The organism is Aquimarina atlantica (assembly GCF_000626715.1).
GTDB classification, from domain to species: domain Bacteria; phylum Bacteroidota; class Bacteroidia; order Flavobacteriales; family Flavobacteriaceae; genus Aquimarina; species Aquimarina atlantica.
In genome coordinates this window covers 785,734-803,249 of record NZ_AQRA01000001.1, presented here as the reverse complement: position 1 = coordinate 803,249, position 17,516 = coordinate 785,734, and the positions used below count along the sequence as shown (strand labels likewise).

Sequence of the window (17,516 nt, the reverse complement as noted above, 5' to 3'; positions counted from 1 at the left end):
ACGTTCCATAGTGTATTATACATTTAAGATTAGCTTGGTTAATGACACCCCAAATGTACACCGTGTATATTACCTTATTGTTTATGATTTTTAAATAAATGATTATATCTATTGTTAATGTTATATACCCTTTTTTATAGAATTTACTGTATAAAAACACACTAGTCTTGATGATATACTCAAATACAAACACTAATAAAAAGCTTTATAGAAGTAAACAAGGCCACCTACACTGGTAAATGGCCTGTTCTGTATATTGATACTTATTGTCTAATAACATCTGGTAGCCCAGTAAAACTACATATTTTCTTACGATATGTAACTCTAATTCTAATTTCGTATGGCCCAAAAGGTGCATTATGCATAGTCCCACCCGGTAATCGCTCATAATTAGTGACCAGATATGAAGAGTTTGGTTTGTTGGCTATAGCCAAATCTCTCCAACCGTCTAATCTGTTATTAAAAACAGTAGCAGAATAACAGCAATTGTTTAAAAATAATGATATTGTACGGGTTTGTGTTATATTTCCTTTCCACCAGTTACAGTTAGAAGGAAGTTCTTCGGTACGGCAATTATTAAGTAGATCTTCAATAAGATATTGATTAGGCATATCTCTTCCTGATCCCGAAATAAAATTACATTCATTTACATCCAGAACCAGGTCATCATCACAAGACCTGTCGAAAGATGCACATGTAGAAACCCCGATAGTTTCTCGTTTCAGATTTTTGCTATCCGAATTTTTAAGGACTGTATTTTCTTTTTCTGAAGATACAATCTCTTCTTTCTCACACGATGCGAGAAGGAACGCTGCAATAAACAAGATTAGAATTGAGTAATTTACATTTTTAAAGGTTTTAATTTTCATAATATTGAATATTTGATTTCCCTACTCTTTTTAGGATTTTCGGTTTCTCCCTTTTACATTTCTATCCCTATATCAACTTTAAATAAATTTTGTTACCCCATATGTAGCACTTTATGATGAATACATATAGATGCCTGGTTTGTACCAGAAATCCTTACGAAAACGTTGTAGTGATTTTTTGTGATTCTTATGGTGTAAATCGAGTTTTACTAAAAAATCAATAATTCTTCTGGTATAAGAGCTGTTATACCTTTATTCTATAGGGATTCCGTTATATTTGAGTACGATCTATTGATGAAAATACATGTTGAATATGAATTCTAAGTTTACCTTTTTTCTAGTACTTGCAGCCCTTATACTCACGATAATTTCTTGTAAAAAGAAATATGAAGGACCCTATCAAGGCTTTAAAAATAAAGATACCCATATCGAAGTTTTTAAGGATAACGGAAAATATATAATTAAACCCTATTCTGATAAAATTATAGAGACCTCATTTATACCAACAGGAGAGACATTTGATTCACAGTCTCATGCCGTAATTTTAGACCCGATGACCACAAAAGTACAGGTACGGGAAAACGATAGTGTTTTAACAATAGATACCAAGGGGATTGATGTACATATTACCAAAGAACCTTTTCATATTTCGTACACGTATAAAGGGCAGCAGTTAATTTCTGAAAAGAGAGGATATATAAAAACAGATTCTACAGAAATTTTAGATTTTAACCTGGATAAAAACGAAGTGATTTATGGGGCTGGTTCTCGGGTAGTGGGGATGAATCGTAGAGGTAAAAAGCTTCAGCTATACAACAGAGCGCATTATGGATATGAAAATTATTCTGAATTAATGAACTTTACAATGCCTTTGGTGCTTTCCTCTAAGCTATATGCTGTTCATTTTGATAATGCTCCGATTGGATTTTTAGATATCGATAGTAAAAAAGATAATACGTTACAATATGAAACGATTAACGGAAGAAAAACATACCAGGTAGTTGCGGGAGATGATTGGAAAGACCTTATAGATCAATATACCAATCTTACAGGAAAACAGCCATTACCTCCGCGTTGGGCATTTGGAAATTTTGCCAGCCGTTTCGGGTACCATTCTGAAAAAGAAACTAAAGAAACCATAGCTAAGTTTAAAGCAGATAGTATACCATTAGATGCAGTAATTCTGGATATTTATTGGTTTGGAAAAGAGATCAAAGGACATATGGGAAACTTTGAGTTTTTAAAAGACTCATTTCCAAACCCAAAACAGATGATCAATGATTTTAATGATCAGGGAATCAAAACAATATTGATTACAGAACCTTTTGTATTAACGACTTCAAAAAAATGGGAAGAAGCCGTAAAGAAAGGAGTCCTGGGAAAAGATATACAAGGAAATCCATTTAAGTACGATTTTTATTTTGGAAATACCGGGATTATAGATATTTATAACCCTAAGGGAAAAGAATGGTTTTGGGATATTTATGCTAAATATACCCGGGAGTACGGAGTAGCAGGCTGGTGGGGTGATTTGGGTGAACCCGAAGTACACCCGTCTGACTTGCAACATGCCACAGGAAGTGCAGATGAGGTTCATAATATTTATGGCCACGATTGGGCGCGATTGGTACAACAGGGGTACCAAAGAGATTTCCCAGAGCAACGCCCATTTATACTAATGCGAGCAGGATATTCTGGGTCGCAACGATTCGGAATGATTCCCTGGTCTGGTGATGTAAGCAGAAGTTGGGGAGGATTGCAATCCCAAACCGAAATAGCACTGCAAATGGGAATGCAGGGATTAGGCTATATGCATTCTGACCTGGGAGGATTTGCTGGCGGAGAGACATTTGATCCAGAATTGTACACGCGCTGGTTACAATATGGAGTGTTTCAACCTATATTTAGACCACATGCCCAGGAGCATATTGCTCCAGAACCGGTTTTTCATGATGCCAGAACAAAAATGTTGGCTAAGAAAAGTATAGAACTTAGGTATAGTCTATTACCATATAATTATACCATTGCTTTTGATAATAATCAAACCGGTATACCCCTGATGCGACCTCTGTTTTTTGAAAATACAGAGAATAAAGAATTATCCGAAATCAGTTTTACTTATATGTGGGGTGATTATTTCCTCGTTTCACCAGTAGTAAAACCAGGTATTGCATCTATGGATATTCCGTTTCCAAAGGGAACGAATTGGTATGATTTCTTTACCGGACAAAAATTTGAAGGAGGAACCTTTAAAACTGTTCAACTAGTAAAAGATCACATTCCTGTTTTTGTAAAAGCAGGAGCATTTATTCCTATGGTACAACCAGTACAAACCACCAAAATGTATTCGACCAAAGATATCATACTACATTACTATCATGATACTATGGTAAAAAATAGTTCTGGTAAGTTGTATGATGATGATGGCAAAACACCAAATGCTTTTGAAAAAGGGAAATATGAAATATTAAAATTTGATAGTGTAATCAATGATAAAGAACTATCAATAGCACTAACAGTAGAAAAAGGAGCTAAATATGCATTTAGCAATAGAAAAATTACTTTGATTATTCATAATATTCAGGCTTCTCCAAAATCGGTAACAATAAGTGGTGCTTCTCCTTCGTTTGATTGGAATGAAGAAGATAAAAAGCTGAAAATAAGCTTTGAATGGGATTCTAAAGAAGCCAAAAACATAAATATTTCTTTGTAGAATGCTCTAAAATATAGAACTTATGGCCTCAAAATCTATAAGGTTTAAATCATCAAAAAAGAGATATAGATACAGAAATGTTTGATGTGGTAATCATGATTAAAATTTCTTTAGATTTGACAAATGTTTAGAATTTTAATATGAAAATAGAATGAAGTCCAAGAGTGTACTATTCCTTTTTGTTGCCTTAATTTTTGCTGGTTGTAAAACTGATGATATCATATGGCTCAATGGCCAATGGGAAGGGGTGGGATGCCAATTGGATTTAGAAGAAAATAATACCTGGTCTATTAGTTTAGAGGTTGATGTCTACCAACAATTATTTGAGATACAATATCCAAGTTTAGAATGTTCTGGGCAATGGGAACTGGTCGAATATTCTAATGATCGTGCTGTTTTTAATGAATTAATTTTAGAGAACACCAATACCTGTATAAAAGAAGGAACGGTCATCATAACCAAAGTAGATGAAAACCATATTAGTTTTAGTTATTATATTATAGACGGAGAAGATGTTTTGGCCTTTTCTACTTTAAAAAGAAAACGAGACAATAATATATAATATGCTAAATGAAGAAGCCAAAAATAATAGGGGTTAGCAAAAGTGAATCTCACACTTTTAGTAAATTTAGTTGCGAACGTATAACGCTTATCAAAGGACTGGGAGTTAAAGGAGATGCTCATATGGGGAAAACAGTAAAGCATAGATCCAGAGTAGTAAAAGACCCAACTCAACCCAATTTAAGGCAAGTGCATTTAATTCATTCTGAGCTGTTCGAAGAATTGAAAGAAAAAGGATTTTATATTAATAATGGAGAAATAGGAGAGAATATCACTACTGTTGGAATAGATTTATTAAGCCTTCCCAGGAATACTATTTTGAAACTTGGTCAGGAAGCAAAAGTTAAAATAACAGGCTTAAGAAATCCTTGTAATCAATTAAATTCGGTAAAAGAAGGATTAATGAAAGCTGTGTTAGACTATGATGAGAATGGAAATTTGATAAGAAAAGCAGGTGTTATGGGAGTAGTGGTAGAGGGTGGAGAACTATCTGTTGGTGAGGAAATAGAAATTGTATTGCCAGAGAAACCATATCTTGCACTAGAAAGAGTATAAGAAAAAGATACTATATCTACTTGTTGTGCATTTTGAAAGGCTGTTATTAAAAAAGCGTCAATTCGAGTGTTTTGTAGTAATAGAATGGAGACAGAATGTACTTCGGCAAGGCCTTTCCAGAGTTTATCGAAGGGCTCAGCAGAACTATCGAGAATAGCTTTTTTTAGCTAAATTCCTATTCTAAATGCAAGCGGGTTATATCTGTAATTTGTTAGTGTTCTGAACGTATAAACTTAATATCCCGAGCTATGCAAAAAAATACATCAGTCGAAGAATTTATGTCAAAGAATAAGGAGTGGAAAGAAGCCCTGGAAATCTTAAGAGGAATACTACTCACTACCGAAATGAAAGAAACGATAAAATGGGGAGTGCCAGTGTATACAATAAATGATAAAAATGTAATAGGACTTGGTGCTTTTAAATCGTATGTAGGAATATGGTTTTATCAAGGCGTATTCTTAGAAGATAAAGCAAAGAAGTTGTTAAATGCTCAGGAAGGAAAAACTAAAGGCTTGCGACAATGGCGATTTACTACTGTAGACGATATTGATAAAGACTTAGTACTTCACTATATAAAAGAAGCTATCCAAAACCAAAAAGACGGTAAAGAAATCAAACCCGTAAAATCAAAAACAATTGAAATTCCAAAAGAATTATTAGTAGCGCTTGATGCTAATGCTAACTTAAAAAAATCCTTTGAACAACTCACTCCTTTCAAACAAAGAGAATATTCAGAATATATTGCTACGGCAAAACGAGAAGCTACCCGTATGACCAGGTTAGAAAAAATAAGTCCTATGATACTCGATGGTATTGGGTTGAACGATAAATACAGATAAAATAGTTGTCTCAATAAAACAATATCTTTTTACTTAATATTACATGAATACTATTTAAGAGCAGATACGTCACTTCGAGTGAAATTCTGTAAGAATTTAGATAGATAAGAAATTTTCGTCAGTTTGAGTGCCAAATCTCTGATTTGGTGTATCGAAAACAAGAAAATTTATAAGCAAAGAGTACTTCTTGACACTAATTATATTGTGTTTTTTTTAACAAAAACATTATTTTGTTATGTAATTTTTAATAAAAAAGTTAATTTATTGACATTTTGTCAACACAGTGTATTGTTTAACTGTTATTTTGACACCTATTCTATGTTATTGATAATCAGTAATTCACGTGTTTTTTTGATGTGTTTATAATATAATTCTTTGTATTTGGAATAGAACTTGACCCAGTATTGATCATATGAATCTTTAAATATGATAGAATATGTCAGTACATTTTAAATCGATAGCCAGAAAGGATCCAAGGGATGCTATGGCTATCCCAAAGCATTATGCTTTGGTCGTAAGTAGTGGAGTAACAGATATTGATCAATTATCACAATTGGTAAGTGACGGATCAACAGTTACCCGGGCAGACGTATATGCAGTGATCGTTAGATTGGTAACAACGATTCAGAACGAACTTAGCCAGGGGCGAACCATACGTTTGGGTAAGTTGGGTAGTTTTAGTTTGGGTGTTAACAGTGAAGGAGTTGATACTCCAGAAGAGGTAACCCCATCCTTAATCAAACGAACAAAAATTAGGTATCGCCCAAGTATAGAATTAAACAACATGCTTAAGACACTTCGGTTTAAAAAGAAAAATGAGTAAGCATGTAGTTTAAAGCTACAGATTAAAAGTACTCTCTGGCGCTTATGGTGCCGGGGAGTATTTTTTTTGCCCAAAAAACGCCAAAACTCACCTAAGAAGCGATTTTTTTTGACCTTAGATGCCGTTTTTTTTCATCTAAGAAGCCGATTTTTTTACTCTAGACGACTAAAAATACGACTTATAAACACCATTTTTAAAGCAAAAATGCTTTAAAATACTCTTAAAACAGGCTGATTTACGCTCTTTTTTATGCTGAAAATTGATTACAATAGAATGATTTTTTGGAGAATTTCTAGCTCGAAAGAAACTCTATTTCCAGCTTAAATTTACCCAATAAAACAACAGAAATATATATACAAGTAGCAACAAATAATTTGAGGTGTATTAAAAATCCTCTAGATTTGTGAGTAAAAGAGAACTATACCCAATTGGGTATATCCAATTGTTGGCAACCATTAAATCAAATTGAGAAAGAACGAGTATATAGAATTTGAGCTACCAGATGAACGTAAGTTCAAGGATTTTTTAGAAGTCTTCAGGCTTATATCTGAATCCAAAGAAAATGAAGATAGCAAGTCTGAGGAATTCTGGTTGGAGAAATTTCCTGATTATGCACTGGAAAATTATTACTTTGCTGAATCCGACTTAAAGCCTGAATTTAAAACCGCCGATCTTGATGGTGAAATATGGCATTTTTATACAATGACGGAACATCTCGTTGAAAATCTAGAAGTGGAATTTTTGGAATGCAAAAGAATTAATGACTCCTTGGGAAGACTTGATTTTTACGCACTTTCATATCCTTATGGTGGAATTTCCGGAATGACAATGTTTCTTAAATCATTTGGTTTAAGAGCGTCCAAAATTGATGAGGGCGGTGGAATCTACAATGTGGAATGGGAAAGTGATTCGGAATTTAAAATGAATAAAATAAAAACGGTTGCCAACAATGGCTATAATTCATTGTGGCAGCAAATAAAAAAGAAATTTAAGAAATAGATTAATCGGCTGGATTTCAGCGGAATAACCCTTCGGATGATTCCACAACGAAACCATAGCCGAACCGTTGGCAAACATTGAATCTAATAACTGTATAAAAAGTGGAAGTTAAAGAGACAACCATAAAAAGAATTAGCGGTTACTTACACCGTATAGTCCCAATCGCTGATAAATCCGGAGAGATAATTAGTTATGCATTAAAACCATTGATGCTGGAATTTAAACCTTGGGATATAATGCAAGTTGTTATTGGTTCTGCTTTATTGGCCATACCTGTATCTTTGACAGAAGAAGTCTGGAATCTTGGTAAATCATTGCCAATGACCAATATTTTAATTATAACATTTCTCTCTTTAATAATGATTTCAGTTTTTGTTTATTTCAATTTCTATAAGGTTACACTAAAAGGTTACGTTACGGAATTCATTAAAAGAGTAATCGGAACTTACCTGATTTCGTTGATAGTGGTTGCCGTGATATTGACAATAATTGAGAAATGCCCTTGGGGAATTGACAATGCATTAGCTATAAAAAGAATAATAATAGTTGCTTTTCCTGCTGCCATGAGCGGAACACTAAGTGACACGATTAAATAAAAAACATTTGCCAACAACATATATGTGATCATAGCAGCTAAGTGATCAATCGAAAGGTTGTTGTATTTTTGGTAAGGCGCAATGCTTGTAAAAAGTAAAAATTAGCAACCAATGCGCAGTTTTTGTCGATAATTGGGTAACATTTTGCACAGCTACGACACATATATTAAACGTTGGCAAACATTAAAACTCAAAAATGGATGACAAAAGAGAAAGATTTATAAACTGGATTGGAGTATCCCTTTCTTTACCAGAAGATAGATTAACAGAAATATTCTATTTTGACAAAAAAACAAATCTTTTTTTTACAATTCACGTTGCCGACTACTTTATGCTGAATGAGGATTTTGAGGTTGATGAAGCAGTTACAACATCATACAACAAAAAAACTGAGGATGAAATAGTTACTTGGATTAAGCGAATCGAAAATGAAGATAAACAAATAATAAGAGTTCCTCAAAAAGGTCTGACTGACAAAACTTTAAAAAGAATTGAGGCGAAAAATTTTCTTAACGGACTTTCGATTGAAATGGATGAATTACAAATATGGGAAATAGAAGAAAGTACTTCTGTTAAAATTGACTTGACAAAAGAGCAACAAAACAGTCCGGATAAGAAATGGTGGGAACTCTGGAAGTAAAAACGATTTGCCAACACTATATATGTGATCATAGCAGCTAAGTGATCAATCTAATGGTTCTTGTATATTTGATAAGGCGCAATGCTTGCAGAAAGTAAAAGTTAGCAACCAATGCGCAGTTTTATCGAAAATAGGGTAACAATTTGCCCTGCTACGACACATATATTAAACGTTGTAATGCATTTACTCCAAACTATATGAAAATAAGAATACCTAAATTAATTATTTTAGTTTTTACACTTACCTTTTTAAATTGCAAATCAGAAAGCAATAATAAGCATATGGAAACTATAAAGAAAAACCATAAGTCAGTGGAGGTTCTATGGAGAAAATTTTTAATAGAGAACACAAATAACAGAACAAAAGAAACACCTTTATCATTCTATTTTTGTGATAACAAAAAAGATGCTAATGAATGTGCTGAATTGGTTGTAAAAGGCATAAAAAAAGCTACTGCAACATCCTTGTGGTGGTATAAAAAGAATAACGAACAACTTCCCAAAGTTGGTGACCAATATATTGTAACTGATTGGAATGGAAATGCAAAAGCTATAATTGAAACTACTAAAGTCGAACAAGTTCCTTATAATAAAATTACTCCAGAATTTGCAAAAACCGAAGGTGAAGGCGATAAGTCTTTAGACTATTGGAAAAGAGTTCACGAAGCATATTACAAGAGAGAAATGGAACCTCACGGAGACAAGTTTGATGAAAATATGATTATCGTATGTGAATACTTTAAAACTATATATTTAAAATGATTAATATAAAAAACTACATATTAAAAGAAATAGAGCAATCAGACATAAACAATATACACAAAGGACTATCGAACCCTGAAATAACAAAATACTATGATGTTCATTTTTCTACATTAGAAGAAACAAAAGAACAAATGGAATGGTATAATAACTTAAAAAAGGAAGGTACTGGAATTTGGTGGGGAATTTATGATAAGAATAGTAATGAATTTTGTGGTGCAGGAGGTTTTAACAGTTTGGAGAAAGAGCATCAAAAAGCCGAAATTGGTTTATGGTTACTAAAAGAGCATTGGGGAAAAGGAATTTTAAAAGAAGTTATGCCAAAACTATTTGAACAAGGCTTTACTGAATTAAACTTAAATAGAATAGAAGGTTATGTAGTAAGTGAAAATACAAAATGTAAAAGTGCATTGGAGAAAATTAATTTCAAATATGAAGGAACAATGCGTGAATGTGAAATAAAAAACGGAGAAAAACTAAATGTTGATTTCTATTCAATATTAAAAAGTGAGTGGAATAAATAAAAACGCATTACAACAATGGCTATAAGTAATTGCTTGCTCTCGGCTACTTTGGAAATTCCGAAGGAATTTCCGTCGTCAATTTGTGCTTTCGGAATTTATTGCTAAATTGATGCAACTACTCATAGCCGAAGCCGTTGTAACCAATTCAAAAATCTTATAACTTGAATAATTTTAATACTCAAATTGAAAACACTTTATTCTCATTGTTACCTTTAAAAAAGATTAATGAGGATTTAATAAACGATTTTCAAGATATATATAAGCAGACGGAATTAGGGAAATACATTGTAATCGCAGGAAATTATGTATCTCAATCAGAAGATGACTTAAGGGAATTTGAAATAGACACTAATGAATCGTTAGACATTGTTTGGTATAAAATAAGAGTGAACGAAATTGATTCTCAAAATACTGACATTGACATTTTAGTCACTTTTGATAAGAGTCATAAAGAGGATTATTTTGAGGGGCTTGAAAAATGTTGCTATTTCCACGTAAGTTATCAAATACTGAATGGTGAAAAAGTAAACTTAATTGAATATGAAGTGGTTTATGGACCAGCCTAAATATAAAAACTGGTTACAACACTATATATGTGATCATAGCAGCTAAGTGATTAATCAATTGGTTGTTGTATTTTTGCAGTGGCAAGGTGCTTGCAACTAAAGAAAATAGCAATCCCCTTGCAAAAAAATCGAAAAACAGGGTAACATTTTGCCCTGCTACGACACATATATTAAACGTTATCTCTTATTAAAAACAAATGAAATATATTCTTCTGACAGTATTTATTGGATTATCAATATTTTATTCAAATCGGATAGATGGTCTTAAGGTAAACGAAATTCCAAAAAAAGAGGATGCAAGGAAATTTAAATTTAATTATCGCACTGAATATGAGGTTTTTGAAGACAATGGAATTCCTTCCTTTAGAAGTTTTGACTATAAAAGATTACGTGGTCCTGAAATCAAGCTGAATTTGGTTCGTGACACTAGTAATTATAGGGATTTCAGTAGTCGATCAAGACAAATTAATGTAAAAGTTAGTAACGGTTATTTGGTTGGTTTTGATACAGGAGAATTTGGAGGTTCTTTATATTGGTTTGATAACAATGGAATTGAGAAATATAAAATATGTAGTGGTCGGATTAAAAATATTCATAAGTTTAATGAATCTTATCTGGTTACAGAAGGATTAGGGCATTTGAACACTAATAGAGGACAAATATTTGAAATAAAATTAAAGGGAGAAAAATGGGTTGCTGAAAAATATTTAGAACTTGGAAACGTTCCTTTTGCCTCTATAATGATCAAATCAAAAAGTGATTTATTAGTATTGACTTCCAAAAAATTATTAAAAGTTACTTCTAATAAAAAAATAATTGAGATAATACCAGATGGTTTCTGGGGAGGTTTATACCCTAATTCTGGGCTACTTAAAGACGAAATTGCATATTTTGGAATGAGAAATGGAATTTTGAAATTTGACATAAATACCGGAAAAGCTAATTGGCTAACGGAATAAAAACAAAGAGATAACAATTTGTATATTGCATATGCACCCTGCGGGATGCAAACGCAACATACCAGAGACGTTAGCTTTCATTAATAAACACAACCGAATTGAATAATAGAATTGCCATAGTAACCGGAGTGAGCCGATTGAAAGGAATAGGACGTGCTATTTGTTATGAATTAGCGAGTAGAGGGTTTGATATATTTTTTACCTATTGGTTACCTTATGACAAAAGTATGCCTTGGAATGTGAACGAGGATGAACCTGAAATAATCCAAAAGGAAATTTTAGATATAGGAGTTAGATGTGAAAAACTGGAATTAGACTTATCAAGTGACAAAGCATATGAAAAGCTATTTAGCAGGGTTAAAAATAAATTAGGCAATCCTTTAGTACTCGTAAATAATGCAACGTACAGTACCGAAACAACAATTAGTAATTTGACTGAATCAGAATTGGATAAGCACTAGCCAATCAATTAAAGGATGGTTTTAATATTACCAGTGTTAATAAAGCAAAACAGTTAGTAGAGAAACTAGGAGCCGATAAAGTTGGTGAACTTTTACAAAAGGCAGATATTATTAAAAAAATAGCAACACTTAAACAAAATAAAGTTTTTATTGATCTTATAAGTGGTGAAGAAGGGTTAGAAGCTATCATAAAAAATAATGTTCGAGCTCCATGCAAAACGTGTAATGGAGGGAGTAAGTATTTAAAAGATATAGATGAGTATTTAGATGATGTAGCTCATTTTGTAAATAATTTTCATGATATTCCTGATGCAAATAGGTTAATAAAAGAATTGAAAAATGGTGCTCAGAATACTTTAGAAGGTGGGGCATATGTGGTAAGAATTTTTAAAGAAAACCCTAGTAGTTTGTTTTCTAAATCTAATGTTGCAGAAATAGATTAACGTTTTTCTGAAAAAGTGTTAAATAGATTTGATGTAAAGTTCACTAATGGATTTGGAGAATTTAAGAGTTACCAAATAAATAGTGTTGGTAATATTAGTGTCAAACAATTGAAACAGTACCTTAGCGATCCTCTGTTGACCGACCTTAATGATTTGTATTATATGTTCGACAAAAGAAAACTTTTAAGTGAATTTGAGACCGGAACATCAAGTAATATTGATGAAGCTATTAGTGCGGTTAAAAATCAAATGAGAAAAGTGTTTGAAAATAATGCAAAAGAAATATTTGAAGCTAACCCTAATATTTTTAATCAAATAGAAATATCTCCCAACAACCTTATAGATACGTAGACAAAATTGAAAAGTATTTCCCAAAACAGTAATTTGTTTAATTCTTTATTAGGTGATAAGTTCATCAATGTTAATTAAATATTATGTTTATACAAAAAGAAAAAGTGACTACCAATGTGAAAAATTCTTGGTGTTTTACAATAGATGAAAATGTATATGCTTATTTAAATGAAAATTGGAATATTACAATTGTTCAATCTGATGTTCATGAAGTTGTCATTAATTACCATATCAATCGGGTTCATTTAAGTAAAGATTTACTTTTTATATTAAAAGAAGATAATTCGTTAATTACTTACGATTATTTGAAACGGACATATGTAGAATACGGTTTAGACGAGTCAGATAAAATAATTTGGGGACAAGATTTAAGTAAAGAAGATATTTTTTTTTCACAACAAATATCTCTTATAGAGGTTACAACGGGTAGATTAAATAGAAAAACTGGAATAAAGACAATTATAGAAAATTTCTATCCTTGTTTTTTTGTGAAAAACTTAATCTTTGGAAAAGTTAATAATAAGATTATAAAATATTCTATTGATGGTGGTGATTTATGGCAATTCGATTTACAACAGCTAGGTACTTTTTTTAAAATAGGACGTGGAAATACAAAGATAGAGGTATTTAAGTTTTTAGGAGTTTTTGAAAATGATTTGTTAGTACTTCTGAATGATTCGAGTATTCTAAGGCTTGATATTAAAACAGGAGGACTTGTTAATCGCTTTTGTTTAACTTTGTTTAAAAATACTTCTAAAGAGTTGAAAGCTATTTATAGTAATATTCAGCTTTATGGTGATATTCTTGTTTATTTTAGATCAGGAAAGTATGCAGAGTATTGTCTAAAAGATGACATCATTAAAAAGGAATTTGATATAGAAAATCAGTTGAAAAATAAAAAATTACATGATAATGCTCCAGGTTATATAAAGGAGAATAACCTTCTGTATTATTTTGTAACTGGCTTTGGGAGTTTTTCATTACCATCATTGGTTGTTTTTGATTTAGTAGCAAAAGAAATTATTTGGAAAGATGTACATAATAATCCAAATGTTTCGTACAAGGATTTTAGAAAAAATAAGAATAACCTTTTTGTACTTGATTCTGATAATACCCTCCACATTTTCGAGAAAGAATCAGTGTGATTTAGATATACAAAACTATCCTATAAAACTAATTTATAGGATAGTATTCAAGTAACCTTTCTAATTTATAAACGATAAATGAAAAACGAAAAGCTAACAAGGTATATGAAATCATAGCCGCCTATCGGCAGGCTACGCTTCATATACTAACCGTTGTGGTTAATTGATCAAAATGCGAATAATCGAGATTAGCGGAAATAAGTTTTCAAATATGAACGGATTTTATCGAGAGGTGGAATCCAAAATGACTTCTGAATTAAATTGGAAAATTGGACGGAATCTAAATGCGTTTAATGATGTTCTGTATGGCGGATTTGGAGTTCATGATGTTGACGAAAAATATATCCTTAAATGGCATCGAAGTGAAAAAAGTAAATCGGAATTAAAACATTTTGACCGAATAATTGAAATTATTAGAGAACACGAGAATATCGAATTACAACTGACTTAAATGTTATTCTGGAAAACTGAAAATAAAATTGAACCAAAAAAGGACTTTTACTCTAAAATCAAAGAGTATTACGTTGGACTTTCGGACGATCAAATCCCGAATGAATTACTCGATGAAATAATTTTAAAAGTAACAGACCAAATTTACAGTGATTACAAACGGTTTTGGAAGCAGTATCCTAAATCTAGAAAAAGATATTCGACCTTAAAAATGGATGATATTGAACATCCATATATACATTTTATGATTACTGATTTTCTGAATCAAAAAGAGGTTTCAAAACCAAGGGAATATTCAAAGATTTTATTCAAAATGAATGATGAGGAATTTGATAAGCATCTAGACTATAAAGATTGGTATGAAACAAAATAAAAACTAACCACAACACGATGTATAGTGCATGCGAAGCACGCACCATACATGAAACGTTACCCAATATTAATAAATGACATCTGGAATTCACATAACCAAATCTGAACTGGAATTTCAAGAATTTCCGGCTAAAGAAATTGGTCTTGCTAAATTTTGCAAATCTTTTAAAATTAAACTGGACGAAATTAAATCTATTGCAATTAGTCCAAGATTAGCTTTGGATGACGAATCAATTTTTATCCTGATAATAGATAAAAGTAATAGAATTTACCCAATACCTGATCACGTAATGAGAACTAAAGGTTTATCTGATTTTGAAGAATATTTTGAATTAAATTCCATTTCTGACGAATGGCAAAAATTTGAATATGACGATCATTATGGAAAATTTGATAAAATAATTTATCCGAAAGAAAAATATTGGAAAGACTTGTTTAAAAATAACTGGAAACTGACAATAAGAAGATTATACAGCTGGGCGCAACCAAAATCTTTTTATGGAACATTAAATAAAGAAAACATTGGGTAACACCATATATGTGATCATAGCAGCAAAGTGATCAATCCAATGGTTTATGTATATTTATGAAGGCGCAATGCTTGCAGAATGGAAAAGTTAGCAACCAATGCGCTGAGAAATCAAAAAGTAGGGTAGCATTTTGCCCTGCTACGACACATATATTAAACGTTGTGTACAATTCGAAAAAAATAATGAGATATATTTTTCTAATCATATTTATTCCCATCTTTTTTGGTTGTAATTCCAAAAAGGACAATGCGAGTTCTAAAATTCAGAATGAGAATTTAAAGAAAGAAGTACAAAAAAAATTGAATGGAAAAGAAATCGTAGCTGAATTAGAAAAATTGGATTACTTCAACTTAACTGACCAATCTGAATTGGATACGGTTAAGGCTGACTTTGAAAAATCATATACGGACTTGAACTTCTTTCAAGGGCCGACACGAGGAGAAACACTTAATTTTATGGACAATCGCTATCATTGGGTGGATTGTGAAGAACTTTTTGAGATTGGCGGACTAACAGAATACTTAACACAAGTCAAACCAACTTTCAAAAAACTTGGATTGGAATTAGAATTTGACAACGAAAAAAGTGAGCAAGATCAAAACAGTTGGAAACACACTATCAAACTAAATGGAATTGAATACATAGCATTTGACGGACAATTTTCTGACCTCGATTGGGGAATCGCTTATGTTAACTTTATAGAAATGTTGAACATTGAACTAAAGAGACAAAATTCTGACGAACAATTCTATCCAATAAATTGTGGAAATGACGGAATGTTTGTTTTGTTAACCCCAAAACAACTTGACTTTGTAAATCGGAATTACCCAATTGACAATGAACACCCGAAAACAATGAATGCTTGGAAAAGTATTAACGGATTATAAAAACTGTACACAACAACATATATGTGATCATAGCAGCTAAGTGATAAATCGAATGGTTATTGTATTTTTGGTAAGGCGCAATGCTTGCGGAATGGAAAAGTTAGCAACCAATGCGCAGTTTTTGTCGATAATTGGGTAACATTTTGCTCTGCTACGACACATATATTAAACGTTGTACATAATTTAAAATAGACCTATGAAATACACATTTACATTTATTATTGCTTTAGTCTTTATTTCTTGCTCTAATTCTAACGATGAAGAACCAATGGAACCAGATTCTAGTTCAAATGAAATTGAAATATTAGAAATAATTCAAAAAAAAGTAAGAATTGGAGATACAATAGTCATTAATGGTAATAATTTAGATAAAATTACAAGTTTTAAGTTTAAAACTATTGATGATGAGCTTGAAAACTTAAGTGAAATAGCACCCCTTGAAAAGAGTTTAGAAGAAATAAAAGTTATAGTTCCTACGCTAAATAATGAACTTTTTGAACTATTTATTTTTCAAAATAATTCTCTTATAAATTCAACCTCATTAAATCTTATTGGAACTTTTCCTTTGAAATTTAATTTTAACCATGATGACGTTAAAAGTGTAAAAATAGTTAATGACAAAACCGCTTTTGTCGCAGCAGGTTCAAAATTGTATAAAACAATTGATGGAGGATATGATTGGGAATTAATAAAAGATTTTGGATATTATATAGGCTCTTCTATGTTTTTTATAAACGAAAGTTTAGGATGGGTAGAAATTTATGATGATTGGAATTCTATACTTTACTACACTAATGATGGAGGTATAACTTTTAATAAAATTTTCGAAAATAATTTCGCCTACAAATCTATTATTCAAATATATTTCTCTTCACCAACAAATGGATATTTACTAACCACTAAAGGAGAAATATATCAAACTGATGATAACTTAAATTTTGATTTGATTTATGATTTCCCAAACAGTAATGAAGGAAGTGGTTACACGGAGTTCTTTAATTTGAGTGTCTTTAACAATACTTTAGTTGCTTCAGGAGAAAGCGGTCCAAATGGAAATGAACCGATATTAATTAAAAAAACAGGTAGTATTTTCAATTATTCCACTTTTGATAAAGTCATTAATAATGTTCAATTAATTAATGATTCAAAAGCTTATCAGATAAGAAAAACTTCCGGTTTTGAAGACAGGTTATTTTTTACAAATGATATATCTTCAAATTGGGAAGAAACCAGCAATAAAAGAATACATGATTTTTTCTTCACTAGTAAAGATAAAGGAATAGGCGTTTCATCAAATATAAATTACGGTAATCACATTATATTTGAAACTTATGATGGAGGTAAAAACTGGATTAATAAATTTGATTTTAAGGATTTCGAATATACTCTTGATATTGATTTTTACAATAATACTGGTTTGATTACAGGATATAGAGGTAAAATTTGGAAACATATTTTCGAATAAAACTATG

At 31.5% G+C, this 17,516-nt stretch carries 21 protein-coding genes; 20 read left to right on the top strand and 1 reads right to left on the bottom strand.

All coding sequences use genetic code 11. The annotated features are described in order from the left end of the window. Positions 1–263 precede the first annotated feature (263 nt). Entirely contained in the window at positions 264–869 is a 606-nt protein-coding gene (locus tag ATO12_RS03640) for a hypothetical protein (protein WP_034238724.1), read from the bottom strand. 313 nt (positions 870–1,182) lie between these two features. Between ATO12_RS03640 and ATO12_RS03635 the strand changes: the two genes are divergently transcribed. From ATO12_RS03635 to ATO12_RS03540, 20 genes are all read left to right on the top strand, one after another. Beyond that, positions 1,183–3,582 (top strand): glycoside hydrolase family 31 protein, encoded by a 2,400-nt coding sequence (locus tag ATO12_RS03635; protein ID WP_034238722.1) that lies wholly within the window; start codon positions 1,183–1,185, stop codon positions 3,580–3,582. Between the two features lie 151 nt (positions 3,583–3,733). Beyond that, positions 3,734–4,144 carry a hypothetical protein gene (locus ATO12_RS03630; protein WP_034238721.1) on the top strand — a complete coding sequence of 137 codons (411 nt, stop codon included), beginning with the start codon at positions 3,734–3,736 and terminating at the stop codon, positions 4,142–4,144. Positions 4,145–4,152: 8 nt separating this feature from the next. Then, a complete protein-coding gene (locus ATO12_RS03625; RefSeq protein ID WP_034238719.1) occupies positions 4,153–4,698 on the top strand; it encodes an MOSC domain-containing protein in 546 nt (181 codons plus the stop codon). 248 nt (positions 4,699–4,946) lie between these two features. Continuing rightward, on the top strand, positions 4,947–5,537 hold the full coding sequence (locus tag ATO12_RS03620) for a YdeI/OmpD-associated family protein (protein WP_034238717.1): 591 nt from the start codon (positions 4,947–4,949) through the stop codon (positions 5,535–5,537). A 436-nt stretch (positions 5,538–5,973) separates the two neighbouring features. Continuing rightward, positions 5,974–6,360: an HU family DNA-binding protein gene (locus tag ATO12_RS03615; protein ID WP_034238716.1), complete on the top strand. Its 387-nt coding sequence runs from the start codon at positions 5,974–5,976 to the stop codon at positions 6,358–6,360. Positions 6,361–6,825: 465 nt separating this feature from the next. Then, the gene (locus tag ATO12_RS03610) at positions 6,826–7,359 is read left to right on the top strand and encodes a hypothetical protein (protein ID WP_034238715.1); all 534 of its coding nucleotides are present in this window, start codon (positions 6,826–6,828) and stop codon (positions 7,357–7,359) included. Between the two features lie 101 nt (positions 7,360–7,460). Further along, complete coding sequence (locus ATO12_RS03605; RefSeq protein WP_051575585.1) at positions 7,461–7,955, top strand: DUF2391 family protein; 495 nt, start codon at positions 7,461–7,463, stop codon at positions 7,953–7,955. A 196-nt stretch (positions 7,956–8,151) separates the two neighbouring features. Continuing rightward, entirely contained in the window at positions 8,152–8,595 is a 444-nt protein-coding gene (locus ATO12_RS03600; protein WP_034238713.1) for a hypothetical protein, read from the top strand. Between the two features lie 197 nt (positions 8,596–8,792). After that, complete coding sequence (locus tag ATO12_RS03595; RefSeq protein ID WP_240486092.1) at positions 8,793–9,356, top strand: ASCH domain-containing protein; 564 nt, start codon at positions 8,793–8,795, stop codon at positions 9,354–9,356. Then, positions 9,353–9,880 carry a GNAT family N-acetyltransferase gene (locus tag ATO12_RS03590; protein WP_034238712.1) on the top strand — a complete coding sequence of 176 codons (528 nt, stop codon included), beginning with the start codon at positions 9,353–9,355 and terminating at the stop codon, positions 9,878–9,880. The genes ATO12_RS03595 and ATO12_RS03590 overlap by 4 nt, the downstream gene beginning before the upstream one ends. 161 nt (positions 9,881–10,041) lie before the next feature. Next, positions 10,042–10,446: a hypothetical protein gene (locus tag ATO12_RS03585; protein WP_034238709.1), complete on the top strand. Its 405-nt coding sequence runs from the start codon at positions 10,042–10,044 to the stop codon at positions 10,444–10,446. Between the two features lie 197 nt (positions 10,447–10,643). Further along, positions 10,644–11,405: a hypothetical protein gene (locus ATO12_RS03580; RefSeq protein ID WP_034238706.1), complete on the top strand. Its 762-nt coding sequence runs from the start codon at positions 10,644–10,646 to the stop codon at positions 11,403–11,405. 98 nt (positions 11,406–11,503) lie between these two features. After that, on the top strand, positions 11,504–11,866 hold the full coding sequence (locus ATO12_RS03575) for an SDR family NAD(P)-dependent oxidoreductase (RefSeq protein ID WP_051575584.1): 363 nt from the start codon (positions 11,504–11,506) through the stop codon (positions 11,864–11,866). A gap of 458 nt (positions 11,867–12,324) precedes the next feature. Continuing rightward, positions 12,325–12,660: a hypothetical protein gene (locus ATO12_RS03570; protein WP_034238704.1), complete on the top strand. Its 336-nt coding sequence runs from the start codon at positions 12,325–12,327 to the stop codon at positions 12,658–12,660. Between the two features lie 83 nt (positions 12,661–12,743). Then, positions 12,744–13,805, top strand: a complete 1,062-nt coding sequence (locus tag ATO12_RS03565; protein ID WP_034238702.1) for a hypothetical protein — start codon at positions 12,744–12,746, stop codon at positions 13,803–13,805. A gap of 172 nt (positions 13,806–13,977) precedes the next feature. Further along, entirely contained in the window at positions 13,978–14,256 is a 279-nt protein-coding gene (locus tag ATO12_RS03560; RefSeq protein WP_205625222.1) for a barstar family protein, read from the top strand. Beyond that, entirely contained in the window at positions 14,257–14,628 is a 372-nt protein-coding gene (locus ATO12_RS03555) for a hypothetical protein (RefSeq protein ID WP_034238700.1), read from the top strand. Between the two features lie 73 nt (positions 14,629–14,701). Beyond that, positions 14,702–15,157, top strand: a complete 456-nt coding sequence (locus ATO12_RS03550; protein WP_034238699.1) for a hypothetical protein — start codon at positions 14,702–14,704, stop codon at positions 15,155–15,157. A 182-nt stretch (positions 15,158–15,339) separates the two neighbouring features. Continuing rightward, a complete protein-coding gene (locus tag ATO12_RS03545) occupies positions 15,340–16,044 on the top strand; it encodes a hypothetical protein (RefSeq protein WP_034239302.1) in 705 nt (234 codons plus the stop codon). A 196-nt stretch (positions 16,045–16,240) separates the two neighbouring features. Then, on the top strand, positions 16,241–17,509 hold the full coding sequence (locus tag ATO12_RS03540) for a WD40/YVTN/BNR-like repeat-containing protein (RefSeq protein WP_034238696.1): 1,269 nt from the start codon (positions 16,241–16,243) through the stop codon (positions 17,507–17,509). Positions 17,510–17,516: the final 7 nt, after the last annotated feature.